Source organism: Duganella lactea, assembly GCF_009857505.1.
GTDB classification, from domain to species: domain Bacteria; phylum Pseudomonadota; class Gammaproteobacteria; order Burkholderiales; family Burkholderiaceae_D; genus Rugamonas; species Rugamonas lactea.
On record NZ_WWCP01000007.1, the window covers coordinates 112,820 to 128,834 of the forward strand.

Annotated in this window: 14 protein-coding genes; 3 read left to right on the forward strand and 11 right to left on the reverse strand. The window is 63.4% G+C overall.

Features of this window, described 5'->3' with window-relative positions:
• The 5 genes from phoU to pstS all read right to left on the reverse strand — a co-directional run bounded on the left by phoU (position 1) and on the right by pstS (position 4,639).
• The gene (gene phoU / locus GTP44_RS08860) at positions 1-711 is read right to left on the reverse strand and encodes a phosphate signaling complex protein PhoU (RefSeq protein ID WP_160988612.1); all 711 of its coding nucleotides are present in this window, start codon (positions 709-711) and stop codon (positions 1-3) included.
• A 37-nt stretch (positions 712-748) separates the two neighbouring features.
• Entirely contained in the window at positions 749-1,552 is an 804-nt protein-coding gene (gene pstB / locus GTP44_RS08865; protein ID WP_202412626.1) for a phosphate ABC transporter ATP-binding protein PstB, read from the reverse strand.
• Positions 1,553-1,573: 21 nt separating this feature from the next.
• The gene (gene pstA / locus GTP44_RS08870; protein ID WP_160988611.1) at positions 1,574-2,446 is read right to left on the reverse strand and encodes a phosphate ABC transporter permease PstA; all 873 of its coding nucleotides are present in this window, start codon (positions 2,444-2,446) and stop codon (positions 1,574-1,576) included.
• Positions 2,446-3,444 carry a phosphate ABC transporter permease subunit PstC gene (pstC, locus tag GTP44_RS08875; protein ID WP_160988610.1) on the reverse strand — a complete coding sequence of 333 codons (999 nt, stop codon included), beginning with the start codon at positions 3,442-3,444 and terminating at the stop codon, positions 2,446-2,448. Before pstC ends, pstA begins: the two co-directional genes overlap by 1 nt.
• Positions 3,445-3,592: 148 nt before the next feature.
• A complete protein-coding gene (gene pstS, locus GTP44_RS08880) occupies positions 3,593-4,639 on the reverse strand; it encodes a phosphate ABC transporter substrate-binding protein PstS (RefSeq protein WP_161019146.1) in 1,047 nt (348 codons plus the stop codon).
• A 281-nt stretch (positions 4,640-4,920) separates the two neighbouring features.
• Between pstS and ppk1 the strand changes: the two genes are divergently transcribed.
• Both ppk1 and sixA read left to right on the forward strand, forming a co-directional pair.
• Positions 4,921-7,017: a polyphosphate kinase 1 gene (gene ppk1 / locus GTP44_RS08885; protein ID WP_161019147.1), complete on the forward strand. Its 2,097-nt coding sequence runs from the start codon at positions 4,921-4,923 to the stop codon at positions 7,015-7,017.
• 36 nt (positions 7,018-7,053) lie between these two features.
• Positions 7,054-7,521 carry a phosphohistidine phosphatase SixA gene (sixA, locus tag GTP44_RS08890; protein WP_161019148.1) on the forward strand — a complete coding sequence of 156 codons (468 nt, stop codon included), beginning with the start codon at positions 7,054-7,056 and terminating at the stop codon, positions 7,519-7,521.
• Between the two features lie 254 nt (positions 7,522-7,775).
• Here sixA and GTP44_RS08895 read toward each other — a convergent pair whose 3' ends face one another.
• From GTP44_RS08895 to GTP44_RS08905, 3 genes are all read right to left on the reverse strand, one after another.
• The gene (locus tag GTP44_RS08895; protein WP_161019149.1) at positions 7,776-8,885 is read right to left on the reverse strand and encodes a polyamine ABC transporter substrate-binding protein; all 1,110 of its coding nucleotides are present in this window, start codon (positions 8,883-8,885) and stop codon (positions 7,776-7,778) included.
• A gap of 84 nt (positions 8,886-8,969) precedes the next feature.
• On the reverse strand, positions 8,970-10,340 hold the full coding sequence (fliD, locus tag GTP44_RS08900; RefSeq protein WP_161019150.1) for a flagellar filament capping protein FliD: 1,371 nt from the start codon (positions 10,338-10,340) through the stop codon (positions 8,970-8,972).
• A 79-nt stretch (positions 10,341-10,419) separates the two neighbouring features.
• On the reverse strand, positions 10,420-11,799 hold the full coding sequence (locus GTP44_RS08905; protein WP_161019151.1) for a CoA transferase: 1,380 nt from the start codon (positions 11,797-11,799) through the stop codon (positions 10,420-10,422).
• Between the two features lie 93 nt (positions 11,800-11,892).
• On the opposite strand from GTP44_RS08905, the gene GTP44_RS08910 reads away from it, so the two are divergent.
• Positions 11,893-13,077 (forward strand): citrate synthase, encoded by a 1,185-nt coding sequence (locus GTP44_RS08910; protein ID WP_161019152.1) that lies wholly within the window; start codon positions 11,893-11,895, stop codon positions 13,075-13,077.
• Here GTP44_RS08910 and GTP44_RS08915 read toward each other — a convergent pair.
• From GTP44_RS08915 to alr, 3 genes are all read right to left on the reverse strand, one after another.
• The gene (locus GTP44_RS08915; protein WP_161019153.1) at positions 13,058-13,378 is read right to left on the reverse strand and encodes a PilZ domain-containing protein; all 321 of its coding nucleotides are present in this window, start codon (positions 13,376-13,378) and stop codon (positions 13,058-13,060) included. The genes GTP44_RS08910 and GTP44_RS08915 overlap by 20 nt on opposite strands.
• A 68-nt stretch (positions 13,379-13,446) precedes the next feature.
• Positions 13,447-14,823 (reverse strand): DNA repair protein RadA, encoded by a 1,377-nt coding sequence (gene radA / locus GTP44_RS08920; protein ID WP_160988601.1) that lies wholly within the window; start codon positions 14,821-14,823, stop codon positions 13,447-13,449.
• 4 nt (positions 14,824-14,827) lie between these two features.
• A complete protein-coding gene (gene alr, locus GTP44_RS08925) occupies positions 14,828-15,919 on the reverse strand; it encodes an alanine racemase (protein WP_161019154.1) in 1,092 nt (363 codons plus the stop codon).
• Positions 15,920-16,015: the final 96 nt, after the last annotated feature.

The window sequence follows — 16,015 nt, forward strand, 5'->3', positions numbered from 1 at the left end:
TTACTCAGCCTGTTCCGGCTCGGTTTCCGCGGCAGGCATCTTGGTGTGGCGGATATCCCGGCCTTCCACCACATAGATGACGTATTCCGCGATGTTCTTGGCGTGATCGCCGATGCGCTCGATCGCCTTGGCCACCCACAGGGTGTCCAGCGCGGCCGAGATGGTGCGTGGATCTTCCATCATGAACGTGATCAGGTTGCGCATGATGGAACGGAATTCATGGTCGATCACGGCGTCCTGGGCGATCAGCTGCAAGGCCTGCTTGCCGTCGTTGCGGGCGAAGGCGTCCAGCGCGTCGTGCAGCATGTCGCTGGTGTTGTTGGCAATGTTGCGTACCATTTCATAGTGACTGACGGTCACCGCGCCGCGCGCGTGCAGCTGCTTGGCGGTGCGGGCGATCTTGGTGGCCTCGTCGCCGATGCGCTCCAGGTCGGTGATGACCTTGATCGTCGCCATGATGGTGCGCAGGTCGTTGGCGGCCGGCTGGCGGCGCACGATCAGGTGGCTGCATTGGTCGTCCAGCTGCACTTCCAGCTGGTTGACGGCGTCGTCCTCGCGCATCACGCGCTCAGCGCGCTCGGCGTTGCCGATGCGGAAGCAGGTCATGGCGTCGAGGAATTGGGTCTCGACGATACCGCCCATCAGCAACACCTTGCTGCGAATGGCTTCCAGTTCGTTGTCGTACTGTTTGGATGAATGCTCACCGATCATGCTGCTCTCCAGTTGCGAATTTGTATTATAAGGTCGATCAGCCGAAACGGCCGGTGATGTAATCCTGGGTCTCTTTACGAGCCGGATTCATGAAGATCTGGTCGGTCTCGCCGAATTCCACCAGCTCGCCCAGGTACATATACGCGGTGTAGTCCGAACAACGGGCCGCCTGCTGCATGTTGTGGGTGACGATGGCGATGGTGTAGTCCTGCTTCAACTCGGAGATCAGTTCCTCCACTTTCGAGGTCGAGATCGGGTCCAGCGCCGAGGTCGGCTCATCCAGCAGCAGCACGTCCGGCTTGACGGCGACGCCGCGGGCGATGCACAGACGCTGCTGCTGGCCGCCGGACAGCGACAGGCCACTCTTGCTCAGCTTGTCCTTGACCTCGGTCCACAGCGCGGCCTTCTTCAGCGCCCATTCGACGCGCTCGTCCATCTCACCTTTCGACAGGTCTTCGTACAGGCGCACGCCGAAGGCGATGTTGTCGTAGATCGACATCGGGAACGGGGTCGGCTTCTGGAACACCATGCCCACCTTGGCGCGCAGCATGTTCAAGTCCTGGCCTTGCTCCAGGATGTTGCGGCCGCGGTACATGATCGAGCCCTCGGCGCGCTGGCCCGGGTACAGGTCGTACATGCGGTTCAGCGTGCGCAGCAGCGTCGACTTGCCACAGCCCGACGGGCCGATGAAGGCGGTCACCTGGCGCTCGTGAATGTCGAGGTTGACGTTGTGCAGGCTCTGGGTTTTACCGTAGAAGAAATTGAGGCCCGAAATTTCGATGGTTTTGCGTTTGCCTTGTGGCATGGTGGCGACGTTCTCTTGGCTCAGTTGCGTGTTCATGTAGGGATTCGCTTTGTCTAATTAGTTCGGGGCTTTTTGGGCAAATACGGTGCGTGCGATGATGTTCAGTGCCAGCACGCTGAAGGTCACCAGCAGCGCGCCGCCCCAGGCCAGTTCGCGCCAGTTGTCATACGGGCTCATGGCAAAGCCGTAGATCACCACCGGCAGGTTGGCCATCGGCGCGTTCATGTCCGAGCTGAAGAACTGGTTGTTCAGCGCGGTGAACAGCAGCGGCGCGGTTTCACCCGACACGCGGGCCACCGCCAGCAGCACGCCGGTGATGACGCCGGCCTTGACCGCGCGCAGACGCACCATCATCGCCACTTTCCAGCGCGGCGCGCCCAGCGCGAAGGCGGCTTCCAGCAAGCTGTTCGGCACCAGGCGCAGCATGTTGTCGGTGGTGCGCACCACCACCGGGATGGCGATCAGCGCCAGCGCGATCGAGCCGGCATAGCCCGAATAGTGTTTGGAGGTGGCCACATACATGGCCCAGACGAACATGCCGATGACGATCGACGGCGCCGACAACATGATGTCGGTGACGAAGCGGGTCACCGCCGCGATCTTGTTTTCTTCGCCGTACTCGGCCAGGTACATGCCGGCCAGGATGCCGATCGGGGTCGAGATCAGCGTCGACAGCGACACGATCAGGAAGCTGCCGAAAATCGCATTCAGCAGGCCGCCGCCCTCGCTGCCCGGCGCCGGCGTGTTCTGCGTGAACATATTGATGCTCAGCGCGCCGAAGCCCTTGATGATCAGCGTGACCAGAATCCAGGCCAGCGCGATCAGGCCGATCGACATGGCCAGCACCGACAGCGCGATGCCGACACGGTGCATCAACAGGCGTTTGCGATAAACCGGGTTCATCGCCGCTTTTTCCAGAGTTGCGCTCATTATTTGACGCCTTCCTTGCGAGACATGCCGGCCAGCATCAGCTTGGCGGCGGACAGAACGATAAAGGTGATGACGAACAGGATCAGCGCCAGCGCGAACAGCGACGAGGTGTGCAGCGCGGTATCCGATTCGGCGAATTCATTGGCCAGCGTCGAGGCGATCGAGTTGCCCGCCGCGAACAGCGACCACGACAGCTTGTTGGCGTTGCCGATGACGAAGGTCACGGCCATCGTCTCGCCCAGCGCGCGGCCGAGGCCCAGCATGACGCCGCCGACCACGCCGGTCTTGGTGTACGGCAGCACGATCTTGCGCACCACTTCCCAGCGGGTGCAGCCGAGGCCGTAAGCGGATTCCTTCAGCACGGCCGGCACGATCTCGAACACGTCGCGCATCACCGAGGAGATGAAGGGGATGATCATCACCGCCAGGATCAGCGCGGCGGTGATCAGGCCCAGACCCATGGTCGGGCCGGTGAAGAACTGGCCGATCACCGGCATCTGGCCAAGGGTGGCTTTGAGGAAGGGCTGCACATAGTCGCCGAACAGCGGCGCGAACACGAACAGGCCCCACATGCCGTAGATAATCGACGGAATGCCGGCCAGCAGCTCGACCGCCGTGCCCAGCGGACGGCGCAGCGCGGCCGGGCAGATTTCGGTCAGGAACAGCGCGATGCCGAACGAGATCGGGAAGGCGATCAGCAGCGCGATGCCGGAGGTGGCCAGCGTGCCGACGATGGCGATCAGCGCGCCATACTGGTCATTGACCGGGTCCCATTCGACGCGGGTGATGAAGGCCGGGCCGAATTCCTTGAAGGCCGGCCAGGCGCCGACCATCAGCGAAAAGATAATCCCCAGCAGCACCGCCAGCACGGACAGCGCGAAGATCATCGTGGTTTTGTGGAAGAAGAAATCCTGAATGCGCTGCTTGCGCATGGTGCGGAGCATCGACTGCATGGCAGCCTGTTCCCCGGCGGACTGTGGTGCGGTGCTGGGCTGCATGGCCGGCTCTGTCTTGGATAGTGGCGTGGAAGTGATATCTGCGCTCATATTTTTTCTCGGTGGATGATAGCTAGCCTGCGGCGTCCGACTGGGCACCGCAGGCTAACCCCCTCGCCGCCCGACGGCGGCGGCGAAGGGAAGGTCCGGCTTAGTAGATCGCCTTGCCCGAAGCGTCTTTCAGGTTGGCTTTCCAGGATTCCTGCACCAGCTTGACGACGTTGGCCGGCATCGGCACGTAGTCCAGTTCGGTGGCAGCCTGGCCGCCGTTTTTAAAGGCCCAGTCGAAGAACTTGACGACTTCCTTGCCTTTGTTGGCATCTTGCTGCACTTTGTGCATCAGGATGAAGGACACACCGGTGATCGGCCACGAGTTTTTACCCGCCTGGTCGGTCAGTACCACGCCGAAGCCTGGGGTCTTGGTCCATTCGGCGTTGGCGGCGGCGGCTTTGAAGAACTCGTCGTCAGGCTGCAAGAAGTTGCCGTCCTTGTTTTTCAGCTGGGTGTGCGCCATTTTGTTCTTTTTGGCGTAGGCCCACTCGACGTAGCCGATCGAACCCTTGATACGCTGCACGTTGGCGGCGACGCCTTCGTTACCCTTGCCACCGACACCAACCACCCACTTCACGGCGGTAGCGGCGCCAACCTTGGTTTTGAATTCAGGGCTGGTTTTCGACAGGAAGTCGGTGAACAGGAACGAGGTGCCCGAACCGTCGGCGCGGTGCACCACGGTGATTTCTTCGGCTGGCAGCTTGACGCCTGGGTTCACAACGGCGATGGCCTGGTCATTCCACTTGGTGATCTTGCCCAGGTAGATGTCCGCCACGATCGGGCCGGTCAGTTTCAGTTGGCCTGGAGCGATGCCGTCCAGGTTGACCACCGTCACCACGCCGCCCATGATGGCCGGGAACTGCATCAGGCCTTCGGCGTCCAGGTCGGCGGCGCTCAACGGCGCGTCCGATGCGCCGAAGTCGACGGTCTTGGCCTTGATCTGCTTGATGCCAGCGCCGGAGCCGACGGACTGATAGTTCAGGCCGTTGCCGGTGGTGGCTTTGTACTGCTCTGCCCATTTAGCGTAGATTGGGTATGGGAAGGTGGCGCCGGCGCCGGTCATATCGGCGGCGTGAGCGGCCGACGAGAAAGCCATTACGGCCGCTGCGCCAACCATCAGGGAAGAGATCAATTGTTTCAGTCGCATTTCAAGTCCTTTGTTATGACAGGTTAGGATGCTGCGCAGTCTATCGGGCCAATATGACAGCTTTATGACATGGCCAAAATATTTCAAAAATAGCCGGCACACTACATCGCCCTATGAAACCAGGCCAAGTCGCGCCCGACTGTGACGCCCGTCTGTCATAATTGGCGGTCATTTATGACAGGATTTGTCACGAAGATGTCATATTTCTTCTTTACACTGTTGCAATCATTCTTGGCTTAAACACGCTAGAATGACCACAACTGCAAAGTGATTTAAAAGACATGAAGCCTGACTTGCATGCGGACGCAAATAAGAACTCGGCCTTTCTGGACCGGGAATTGTCTCAACTGATGTTCAACCGCCGCGTACTGGCGCAGGCGGAAGACCGCAACATCCCCTTATTGGAACGATTGCGCTACCTGTGCATCGCCAGCAGCAACCTCGATGAATTTTTTGAAGTGCGGGTGGCCAGCCTGCTGGCGGCCGGCGCCGCCGACGGCTCGCTGGCGCACCACCCCGCCCTGGTCGCCACGCTGTCGCGTATCAGTAATGAGTGCCACCTGCTGGTGGCGCATCAATATGACATCCTGAATAACGACATCCTGCCCCAGATGGCCGCCCATGGCATCCATCTGGTGCGCCACAACGAGCGCAACGACGCGCAGCGCGCCTGGGTCAAGGAATATTTCGACACCGAGGTGCGGCCGCTGCTGACGCCGATCGGCCTCGATCCGGCGCACCCGTTCCCGCAGGTGGTCAACAAGAGCCTGAACTTCATCGTCCAGCTGGGCGGCAAGGACGCCTTCGGCCGCGGCACCGGCATCGCCATCGTCAAGGCGCCGCGCGTGCTGCCGCGGGTGATCCGCCTGCCCGACCATCTGGCCGGCCATGGCGGCATTTCCTTCTGCCTGCTGTCGTCGGTGATACACGCCCACGTTTCCGATTTGTTCGCCGGCCGCGAGGTGATTGGCTATTCGCAGTTCCGCGTCACCCGCGACAGCGATCTGTGGGTTGACGAGGACGAGGTGAAGAACCTGCGCCAGGCCCTCAAGGGCGAGCTGGTCGGCCGTCAGTTCGGCGCCTCGGTGCGGCTGGAGGTGGCGATGAATTGCCCGCCGGAGCTGTCGCAATTCCTGCTCGACCAGTTTGGCCTGCACCAGAGCCGCCTGTACGCCGTCAACGGCCCGGTCAACCTGGTCCGTCTGAACGAGATCATGGACCATGTGCACAATCCGGAACTGCGTTTCCCGCCATTCTTCCCCGGCCTGGCGCACAAGCCGGGCAACCAGGACATTTTCGCCGCGCTGCGCAAGAACGACATCCTGCTGCACCACCCCTACCAGTCGTTCCAGACGGTGATCGATTTTGTCCGCAGCGCCGCGCTCGACCCGAATGTGGTGGCGATCAAGCAGACGATTTACCGTACCGGCATGAACTCGGACCTGATGGAATCGCTGATCGCCGCCGCCCGCGCCGGCAAGGAAGTCACCGTCATCGTTGAACTGAAGGCGCGCTTCGACGAGGAGGCCAACATCAACTGGGCGGACAAGCTGGAGCAGGCCGGCGCGCAGGTGGTGTACGGCGTGGTCGGCCTGAAGACGCACGCCAAGGTGGCGCTGGTGATCCGCCGCGAGGACAACAAGCTGCGCTATTACGCCCACCTCGGCACCGGCAACTATCACCCGACCACCACCAAGTTCTACACCGACTTCGGTCTGCTGACCTGCCATCCCGGCATCAGCCAGGAAGTCAACGAGGTGTTCATCCACCTGACCTCGCTGACCAAGCCGCACCGGCTGACCCATCTGTGGCTGGCGCCGTTCGCGCTGCAGAACGAAATCATCAAGGCCATCCGCAACGAGGCGCGCATCGCGCGCGCCGGGCGGCCCGGCCGGATTATTGTTAAAATCAATGCACTGGTGGACGAGTCGGTGATCCGCGCGCTGTACGCGGCGTCCAAGGACGGCGTCAAGATCGACCTGATCGTGCGCGGCGCCTGCATGCTGCGGCCGGGCGTGCCGGGGCTGTCGGAAAACATCAAGGTGCGCTCGATCATCGGCCGCTTCCTGGAGCACAGCCGCATCTACTACTTCCGCAACGACCTGGCGCACGACACCTATCTGGCCAGCGCCGACTGGATGAGCCGTAATCTGTTCCGCCGCATCGAAGTCGCCTTCCCGATTTTGGACAAGGTGCTGAAACGCCGGGTCATGACCGAAGGTCTAAGCCCGTACCTGAAGGACAATACCAATGCCTGGGAACTGGAGCCGGACGGCCACTACCAGCGCCGCCGGGCGCGCGGCAAGCAAGTCAGCTTCAGCGCCCAGCAACACCTGATGGACACGCTGGGCACGCCCAACGCGCATCTGGGGGATTGACGGCCGCTGTAGACACACATCACTGGGGAGAACGGCATGGATCTGATTTTATGGCGACACGCCGAGGCCGAAGAGGCGGCGCCCGGCATGACCGATCTGGAACGGGCGCTGACCGGCAAGGGGCAGAAGCAGGCGCGCCGCATGGGGCAATGGCTGAACTCGCAATTGCCGGACAGTTGCCGGATTCTATCCAGCCCCGCCGTGCGCACCTTGCAGACGGTCGAGGCGCTGGGACGCAAATTCAAGATCCACACCGACCTGGCCCCGGGCGCCGATCCGGCCGACATTCTGAAGGCGGTCAACTGGCCGGGCAACAAGGATTCGGTACTGGTGGTCGGCCATCAGCCCACGCTGGGCCAAGTGGCCTCGCTGCTGCTGACCGGCGACGACCTCGAATGGGACATCCGCAAAGCCAGCGCGTGGTGGTTCGCGCAGCGCGAACCGGGTGAGCCGATGAGTGTGTATCTCAAAGCGGTGATGGCGGCGGACCTGGTGGTGAAATAGCTTGTAAAGCGAAGGCCTTCTGCTAGAGTTTAATTGTGTCAACTCGGAGGGGGAGTCCATCATGATGTTCACCTTGCTCACCATGGGGATTTTTGGCGGCATGATCACCCTGGTCGTCTACGAACTGGTCCAGGAAATGCGGGGCAGCAAACAGAAGCTCATCGATCGCTATCACGAATAGCGTCATGCCGGCGGACGCCGGCATCCATACTTGGCAAACGCTCCCGCTGACGCGGGAGCGGCATGCATCAGCATCAAACGCCGGTTTTAAACTTCGTATAGATGCGCGTGATGTGACGGCGAATATCGGCCGGCACCGCCTCCGGCGGCGTCATGCGTTTCTTGTCCTCTTCCGACAGGAACACCGATTTGTTGCCGGCGATATCCTTGCGCACGAACTTGATGCTGGCCGCGTTCGGGTTGGCGTAGAACACCTTGTTGGTCAGGCTGGCGTGCACTTCCGGACGCAGGATGTAGTTGATCCACAGGTGCGCGTTGTTCGGGTGCGGCGCGTCGGCCGGAATGGCCATGGTGTCGAACACCAGCGCGGCCGAGGTCTTCGGCACCAGCGCCTCGATCACATTGCCGTTCTTGGCGTCGATCGCGCGCTGACGGGCGATGTTGATGTCGCCCGACCAGCCCAGCGCCACGCAGACGGCGCCATTGGCCAGGTCATTGATGTAGCCCGACGAGCTGAACAGCGTGACGTAAGGACGGATCGCTTGCAGCACCTTGCCGGCCTCGGCATAGTCGGCGGCGTTCTTCGAGAAGGCCGGCTTGCCGGCGTAGATCAGCGCCGGCGGCAGCACTTCCGATGGCGAATCGAGGAAGGACACACCGCACGATTTGAGCTTGGACGCGTACTTCGGATTGAAGATCAGCTCCCACGCGTTGTCCGGCATCGGCAGATTGCCCAAGGCGGCCTTGACCTTGTTCACATTGATGCCGACCGTGGTGTAGCCCCACATCCAGTCGACCAGGTAGTCGTTGCCCGGATCGATGGCGGCCAGCTTGGCCTGGATGGCCGGGTCGAGGTTTTTCAGGTTCGGCAGCTTGGACTTGTCCAGCTTGCGCAGCAGCTTGCCATCGATCTGCAACCGCGCCCACTGGGCGGTCGGCACCACGATGTCATAGCCGGACTTGCCGGCCACCAGCTTGGAATTCAGGATTTCGTTGTTATCGAACAGGTCGTAGCGGACCTTGATACCGGTTTCTTTTTCAAAATTCTTAACCGTATCCTCGGCGATATAGTCCGACCAGTTGTAGATATTGAGGACTTTTTCCTCTTGCGCCGCAGCTCCCTGCACCGCGCCTACCATCAAACCAGCAGCCAACAGCGCCGCGCCAACGAACTTACCTGCCATAACACCTCCAGAATGTGGATTTCAGACACAAGCCGTGATGATCGGGCATCCATCGCCCGGATGCAAGGGATTCGTTGAGAAATCTCAGCCCAGCATGTCGAACAAAGTGCCGGTGCCGCCCTTGCCATTGAGGGCGCTGCCGGCGCCGGTCTGGGCCTGGGCGGTGTACAGCGCGGCCAGGGCCGTGGCTTGCGCGGTCATGGCCTTGGTCATGCTGGCCTTCTTGGTGTTCAGGCTGGCGATTTCGTTGGTGGTCAGCGAGGTTTGCTTGTTCAGCACGCTGTTGGTCGAGGTCAGCGACGCGGCTTTCGCCGACAGCAGGTCGGCCAGACCGCGCTTGTCGTCCGTGGTGAACAGCTTGGCCACGGCGGATGAATCGGCGCTCAGGGCGGCTTGCAGTTTTTTGTCGTCCAGTTGCAGATTGCCGTCCTTGTCCTGGCTCAGGCCAATCGCCGCCATCTTGGTCACCGACACGCTGCCGCCACCGGTTTTCAGCAGCAATCCCATCTGGCCGATCGCCTGGTTGAGCGCGGTGTCGGACTTCAGTTCGCCCTTTTGCAGCTTTTGCATCTTGGCGTTGAGATCGTTGTAGGCGGAGACGAAGGCCTTCAGGTTGTCGCCGATCTGGCTGGACGACTGGGTGATGGCGATATCGCTCTTGCCCTTGCCCACCAGGTTCAGCGTGGCGCCGCCGATGGCGGTGTCCTTGATGCTGTTGTTGCTGCTTTTGATTTCCTTGCCGTCCACCAGCAGGATGGCGTCCTGCGCGGCGGTGGTCTGCTTGAGCTTTTGCGTGCCGGCCGGATCGTAGGTCAGCAGGTTCTTCAGCGTGGCGTCGCCGCTGACGCTGATGCGCATGCTGTTGTCCGCGCCCGCCTTGCCGGAAAGCGACAGCGCATACTGGCCGTTGTCACCGTTGACCACGGTAACGTCCACGCCGGCGGCCTTGAACGCGGCGGCGATGCCTTCCGGCGTGTTGTTGCTGCCGTCGATGGTGACGCTCTTGCTGCTGCCAACGGTATTGAAGGACTTGCCGTCGGTATTGCCAAAGTCGATCTTGATGGTGGTGGTGGCGCCGGCGCCAACCTTGCCATCCTTGCCGGGGATGAATTCGTCACTGGTCAGGAACTGCCCCTGCGCCAGTTGCTTGACGTCGATGGCGTAGGTGCCGGCCTTGGCCGCGCCGGTCGAACTGGCGGTCAGCACGGTCTTGGCCGAGCTGGCGGCGCTGGTGCTCAGGCCGTCGCCGGTGAGGCTGGCGGCGATCTGCTGGAAGTTGGCCAGCGCGCTTTGCAATTGCCCCAGCGCCGACAGCTTGGTCTGGTCCTTGGTGATGGACGCGTTGAGCTTGGCCGCCGCGTTGGCTTGCGGGGTCATGGTTTGCAGGACGCGGTTGTAGACGTCCGTCGAAACGCCCTGGCTGGTCGAGCCGGTCGTGGAAGTGATTGTCGCCATAATGATGATTCCGCCCTGTTGGTACTTACATAGTATGCAACATGGATGCTTGCACCAAAGCCGTGAATAAAGGGGGATTCTACCCCTTATCCGCCGGCCAGCACGCCGGCGAGGCGCCGAGGCTGCCTGCCGGGCGGTCCCAGCACATCGGCGCGCCGTCTATGGTCGCCGGTGGACGGTAGCGACGCGCAGGGCCCCACTCGGTGGATTCCCGTGGCGCAGCGAAGTCCGCCGGGCCCGCCGGCGCCAGTCCGCCATCATCGGCTACCGAGTCGCCCGCGCCGGCATCCATCAGCAGCTTCGCGGTGCGCGCCAGCGACAGCCGGGCGCGCAGCGTGCGGCCTTCCGTCAGCCGGGCGATCAGCGCGCGCACCACGGCGGCCGCCATCAGGTAGCCGGTGGCGTGGTCGAGCGCCTGCACCGGCAGCGGCAGCGGCTTGTCCGCACTCCGCATCCGCATGCCGTGATCGGCGATGCCACAACTCATTTGCACCAGGCTGTCGAAGCCGCGCCGCCCGGCCAGCGGGCCGCTCCAGCCGTAGGCGTTCAGCGCAACGTCGATCAGCGATGGATTGCGCTGGCGCCGGAAGGCTTCGCCATACCCCAGCCGCTCAAGCGCGTCCGGCCGGTAGCCGTGGACCAGCACATCGGCCTGCGCCAGCAGGTTTTCAAAGACCAGGCGATCGGCGGCGACCGTCAGATCGAGCCGCGCGCAGCGCTTGCCCAGCGACACTTCCGGAATCACACCCGGCTCGTTCCAGCTGGGCGGATCGATGCGCAGCACGTCGGCGCCATAGCCGGCCAGCAAGCGCGTGGCCACCGGGCCGGCCAGCACCCGCGTCAGGTCCAGCACCTTGAGGCCGGCCAGCGGCCGTCCGGCCCGCCATGCCCAGTCGCCGCCGCTGAGCGCCGCGTCCGCCGCCGGCATGAACGCCATCAACGGCTCGGCGGCAACGCTTAATCCTTGCGGGTGCGCGTGCCACTCGGCGATTGAACGCATCGCCGCCGCGCAACCGCCGTGCGCGACCACCGCCTCTTCCAGCGCAAGCCCGCGCCAGCCGGCCACGGCACGCGCCACCGCCGCGCGATGATCGGCGCAGCCGAGCGCCGCCAGCGCGGCCGCGCGGTGATGCGGCGCGTTGGTGTGCAGACGTATCCAGCCATCGGCGGTGGCGTAGTCGCCCGCCATCGCATCCCACAGCGGTGGCCGCTCCCAGCCCACCGGATGGATCGACCAGCTGAACCACAGCGACGCCAGCCGGCGATCCACCTGCACGGACGCCGGCGGATGGCCCTGCGCCGCCATCAACTCACGCACCGCCAGCGCCGCCGCAGCGACCGAGGCCGTCGCCAGATCGGTGACCGCGAAATACGACGGCAACGCGCCCTCGCCCACGACCGTCACGGCATCCAGCGCCGCCTCCGGCAATCCCAACGCAGACCACACAGCGTTCAACATACCGACTCCAGATCAGTTAAGCTTGACCCTAGCTTAGGACTGCCGGTCCACGCTCGTCAATCTTGACTTGAAGTGTCAATATAGGAAATGGAAATGGTCTGGATGACCGCGGCAGAGGCCCTGCAAGTGCTCAACGTCCGCCCGCAAACGCTGTACGCCAACGTCAGCCGAGGAAAAATCCGCACCCGGCCCGATGATGACGATCCGCGCCGCAGCCGCTACCACGGCGACGACGTGCTGCGCATGGCTCGGCGCGCCAACGGGCGGCGCAAGGTCGAAGCGGTCAGCGCGCAGGCGATGCAGTATGGCGACCCGGTGCTGCCATCCGCCGTCTCCACCGCGCTCAACGGCCGCCTGCTCTATCGCGGCCACGACGCCGCCACGTTGGCCGAAACCGCCAGCCTTGAAGACATCGCCGCCCTGCTGTGGGAATGCTCGCCCGCCGAGGCCGGCGCCATCTGGCCGGCCGGCGCCAGCGGCGTCTCGCCCGTCGCCACGCACGACGGCGCGCTGACCGCCGCTCTGGTCGCCCTCGCCCGCCGCAGCGCGCTGGACCCGCCATCGCTGGGCCGCCCCGCCGCGGAACTCAGGGCGGAAGCGGCCAGCGTCCTCGCCACGCTGGTCGCCGCTCTGGCGGGAGCGCAGCCGGGCGGCCACGCCGCCGACACCATCAGCCGCCGCCTGGCCATCGCCTGGCGCGCCGAACAGCATGAAGACCTGATCCGCCGCACACTGGTGCTGATGGCCGATCACGAACTGAACGCCTCCACCTTCGCCACCCGCGTCGCCATCTCGACCGGCGCATCGCTGGCGGCCGGCGTGCTGGCCGGCCTGACCACGCTGACCGGCCCACTGCATGGCGGCGCCGCCGCCGAATTCGCCCTGTTGATCGTGCAGGCGCAAGCCTGTTCGGCCGAGGAAGCGGTACGCCGTTGGCGGGACAGCAAACGCCCGCTGCCCGCCTTCGGCCACCCGCTATACCCGGACGGCGACCCGCGCGCGGCGGCGCTGCTGAAGCGACTGCCGAAAATTTCACCGCATGCGGAACTGGCGCTGGCAGCCGAACAGCAGGCCGGCGAACTGCCCAGCATCGACTACGCCCTGTCCGTGCTCACCGCGGCCTGCGATTTGCCGGAAGACGCCCCATTGATTTTGTTTGCCACCGGTCGCTGCGTCGGCTGGCTGGCCCATGCGTTGGAGCAGGTGCAAGCCAACCGGCTGATACGGCCACGCGCCCGTTACACCGGGCCCGTCGCGCTCAGCGCAGGAATTTATTGATGGTGGCCATCGTGGCCATGTCCGGATTCATGAACTGGAAGCCGATTTTGAAGTGGTCGCCGCTGAAAATGCAGTAATTGACCCGCGAACGGCAGCTCAGCACTTGCGCCTTGCCCTCGACGAACAACTCGAACGACACCATGCCGATGTCGCCGGTCGACAGTTTATGGTCGAACGTGACCGTCAAGCCGCCGCCGCTGATATCGAGCGTGCGCGCCTGCATCGGCGGCATGCCATCCATCACCACGACCGCCTTGGAGCGCACAATTTTGCGTGCGCCTGACCTTTGATCCACTAACACTTTGTTATCCTTTAGTTACAATTACGCAATTTTCCATGTTGACGATTGCAGCACGTAACAATACAACGTTATTGGATTTCGCGCAGCTTATTGAACGCATCATCGATGCGATCCACCGCGATTATTGTCATCCCTTCAATTGGCTGCTTGGGCGCGTTGGCGGTTGGAATCATCGCCATCGAGAAGCCCAGCTTGGCCGCCTCGCGCAGGCGCTCCTGTCCGCGCGGCGCCGGTCGGATCTCACCGGCCAGGCCCACCTCGCCAAACACCACGAAGCCGCTCGGCAGCGCCTTGTTGCGCATCGATGAATTAATCGCCAACAACACCGCCAGGTCGACCGCCGGCTCGCTGATCTTGACGCCGCCCACCGCGTTGATGAACACGTCCTGATCGAAGGCCGCAATACCCGCATGCCGGTGCAGCACCGCCAACAGCATCGCCAGCCGATTCTGCTCCAGACCGACGGACAGACGGCGCGCGTTAGGCAGATGGCTGGCATCGACCAACGCCTGGATTTCCACCAGCAGCGGCCGCGTGCCCTCCTGTGTCACCATCACGCAGGAACCCGGCACCTGATTGTCGTGTTGCGACAAGAACAAGGCCGATGGATTCGACACGCCCTTCAGGCCCTTCTCGGTCATGGCGAACACGCCCAGCTCATTGACCGCGCCGAAACGGTTCTTGATCGCCCGCACCAGGCGGAAACTGGAATGGTTGTCGCCCTCAAAATACAGCACGGTGTCGACGATGTGCTCCAGCACGCGCGGCCCGGCCAGCGCGCCCTCCTTGGTGACGTGGCCGACCAGAATGATGGTCACGCCGGTCTGCTTGGCCACGCGCGTCAGTTGCGCCGCGCACTCGCGCACCTGCGCCACCGAACCCGGCGCCGAGCTCAAGGCATCCGAATACACCGTCTGAATCGAATCGATGACCGCCACTTCCGGCTTCAGGTCCGCCAGCGTGCCGAGGATTTTCTCCAGCTGAATTTCCGCCTGCAACTTCAAGTCGCGCGCGTCGACCTGCAGCCGCTTGGCGCGCAACGCGATCTGCGCGCCGGATTCCTCGCCCGACACATACAACACCTTCTTCAGGTGCGACACATTGGCCAGCGCCTGCAACAGCAGGGTCGACTTGCCGATGCCGGGATCGCCGCCGATCAGCACCACGCCGCCAGCGACCAGGCCGCCACCCAGCACGCGGTCGAACTCCTCGATGCCGGTGCCGAAGCGCGGCACGTCGATGGCGTCGATATCGGCCAGCGACAGCACCGGCGCCGTCTGCGCCAGCGCCAGGTGGGCCGGCTGCGAGTAACGGTTGTTACCGCCGGCCTCGACCACCGTCTCGACCATCGTGTTCCACTGCTGGCAGGCGGCGCACTGGCCGGTCCACTTGGTGGCGCTGGCGCCGCACTCGTTGCAGGTGTAGTTGGTTTTTGCCTTCGCCATGCGTTCAGTCCTCAACCACCGGCACGCGTGGCGCCAGCGCGCACATCAGCTCATAGCCGATGGTGCCGGCCGCCGCCGCCACCTCATCGATCGGTAGACCCTTGCCCCAAAGTATCACTTTGCTGCCGATGCGCGCTTGCGGCAAATCAGTCAAGTCCACGGTCAGCATGTCCATCGACACGCGGCCAACCAGGCGGGTGCGCACGCCATCGACCAGCACCGGCGTGCCCAGCGGCGCCACGCGCGGATAACCGTCGGCGTAACCGCAGGCCACCACACCGATGCGCATCGGCGCCTCGGCCTGAAAGCGGCTGCCGTAGCCGACCGCCTCACCGGCGCCGATCTCCTGCACGCCGATGATTTCGCTGCTCAAGGTCATGGTCGGCTGCAGGCCGAATTGCTCGGCGCCGCCACCACCCGGCGAGCCGCCGTACAGCATGATGCCGGGACGAATCCAATCGTTGCGCAATGCGTGATGCAGCAGCACGCCGGCCGAATTCGACAGGCTGCGCGGGCCCGGCAGGCCGGCCGCGCCCAGCTCGAAGCGGCGGATCTGCTCGGCGATCGGCAGCAGCGGGTGTTCGATGTCGTCGGCATTGGCGAAGTGCGTCATCATGGTGATGCCGCCGACGCAGGCCATCGCGCTCAGACGCGCGTGCGCGGCGGCGAACGCCTCCGGCTTGAAGCCGAGCCGGTTCATGCCGGTATTCATTTTGAGATGCAGGTCGAAGCGGATGCCGCGCTCGCTCAGTTGCGGCGCCACCTGCTCCAGCCATGCCAGCTGCGCGTCGCAATGCACGGCCGCCTGGATGTCGTAACCGGCCATGGTGTGCAGGTCGGACAAACTGAAGAAACCCTCCAATAAAAGTATCGGCTTCTTCCAGCCCAGTTCGCGCAGCTTGACCGCGTTGTCGACTTCGATCAGCGCCAGGCCATCGGCCTCGGCGAAACCGCGCATGGCGCGCTCCAGACCGTGACCATAGCCGTTTGCCTTGAGCACGCCCCAAGCCTTGGCGCCAGGAGAAAGGGACTTGGCCTTGGCCAAGTTTTGCTTCATGGAATCAACATGAATAGTTGCTAATATCGGCCTCGGCATACATCTCATTTCGGCGGGTTCAACGAAGGCGTTATTTTAACGCCTGAGCGTTAAAACGGGGCTCCAGCACACCGCTCATTTCTTGGGGATACGAAC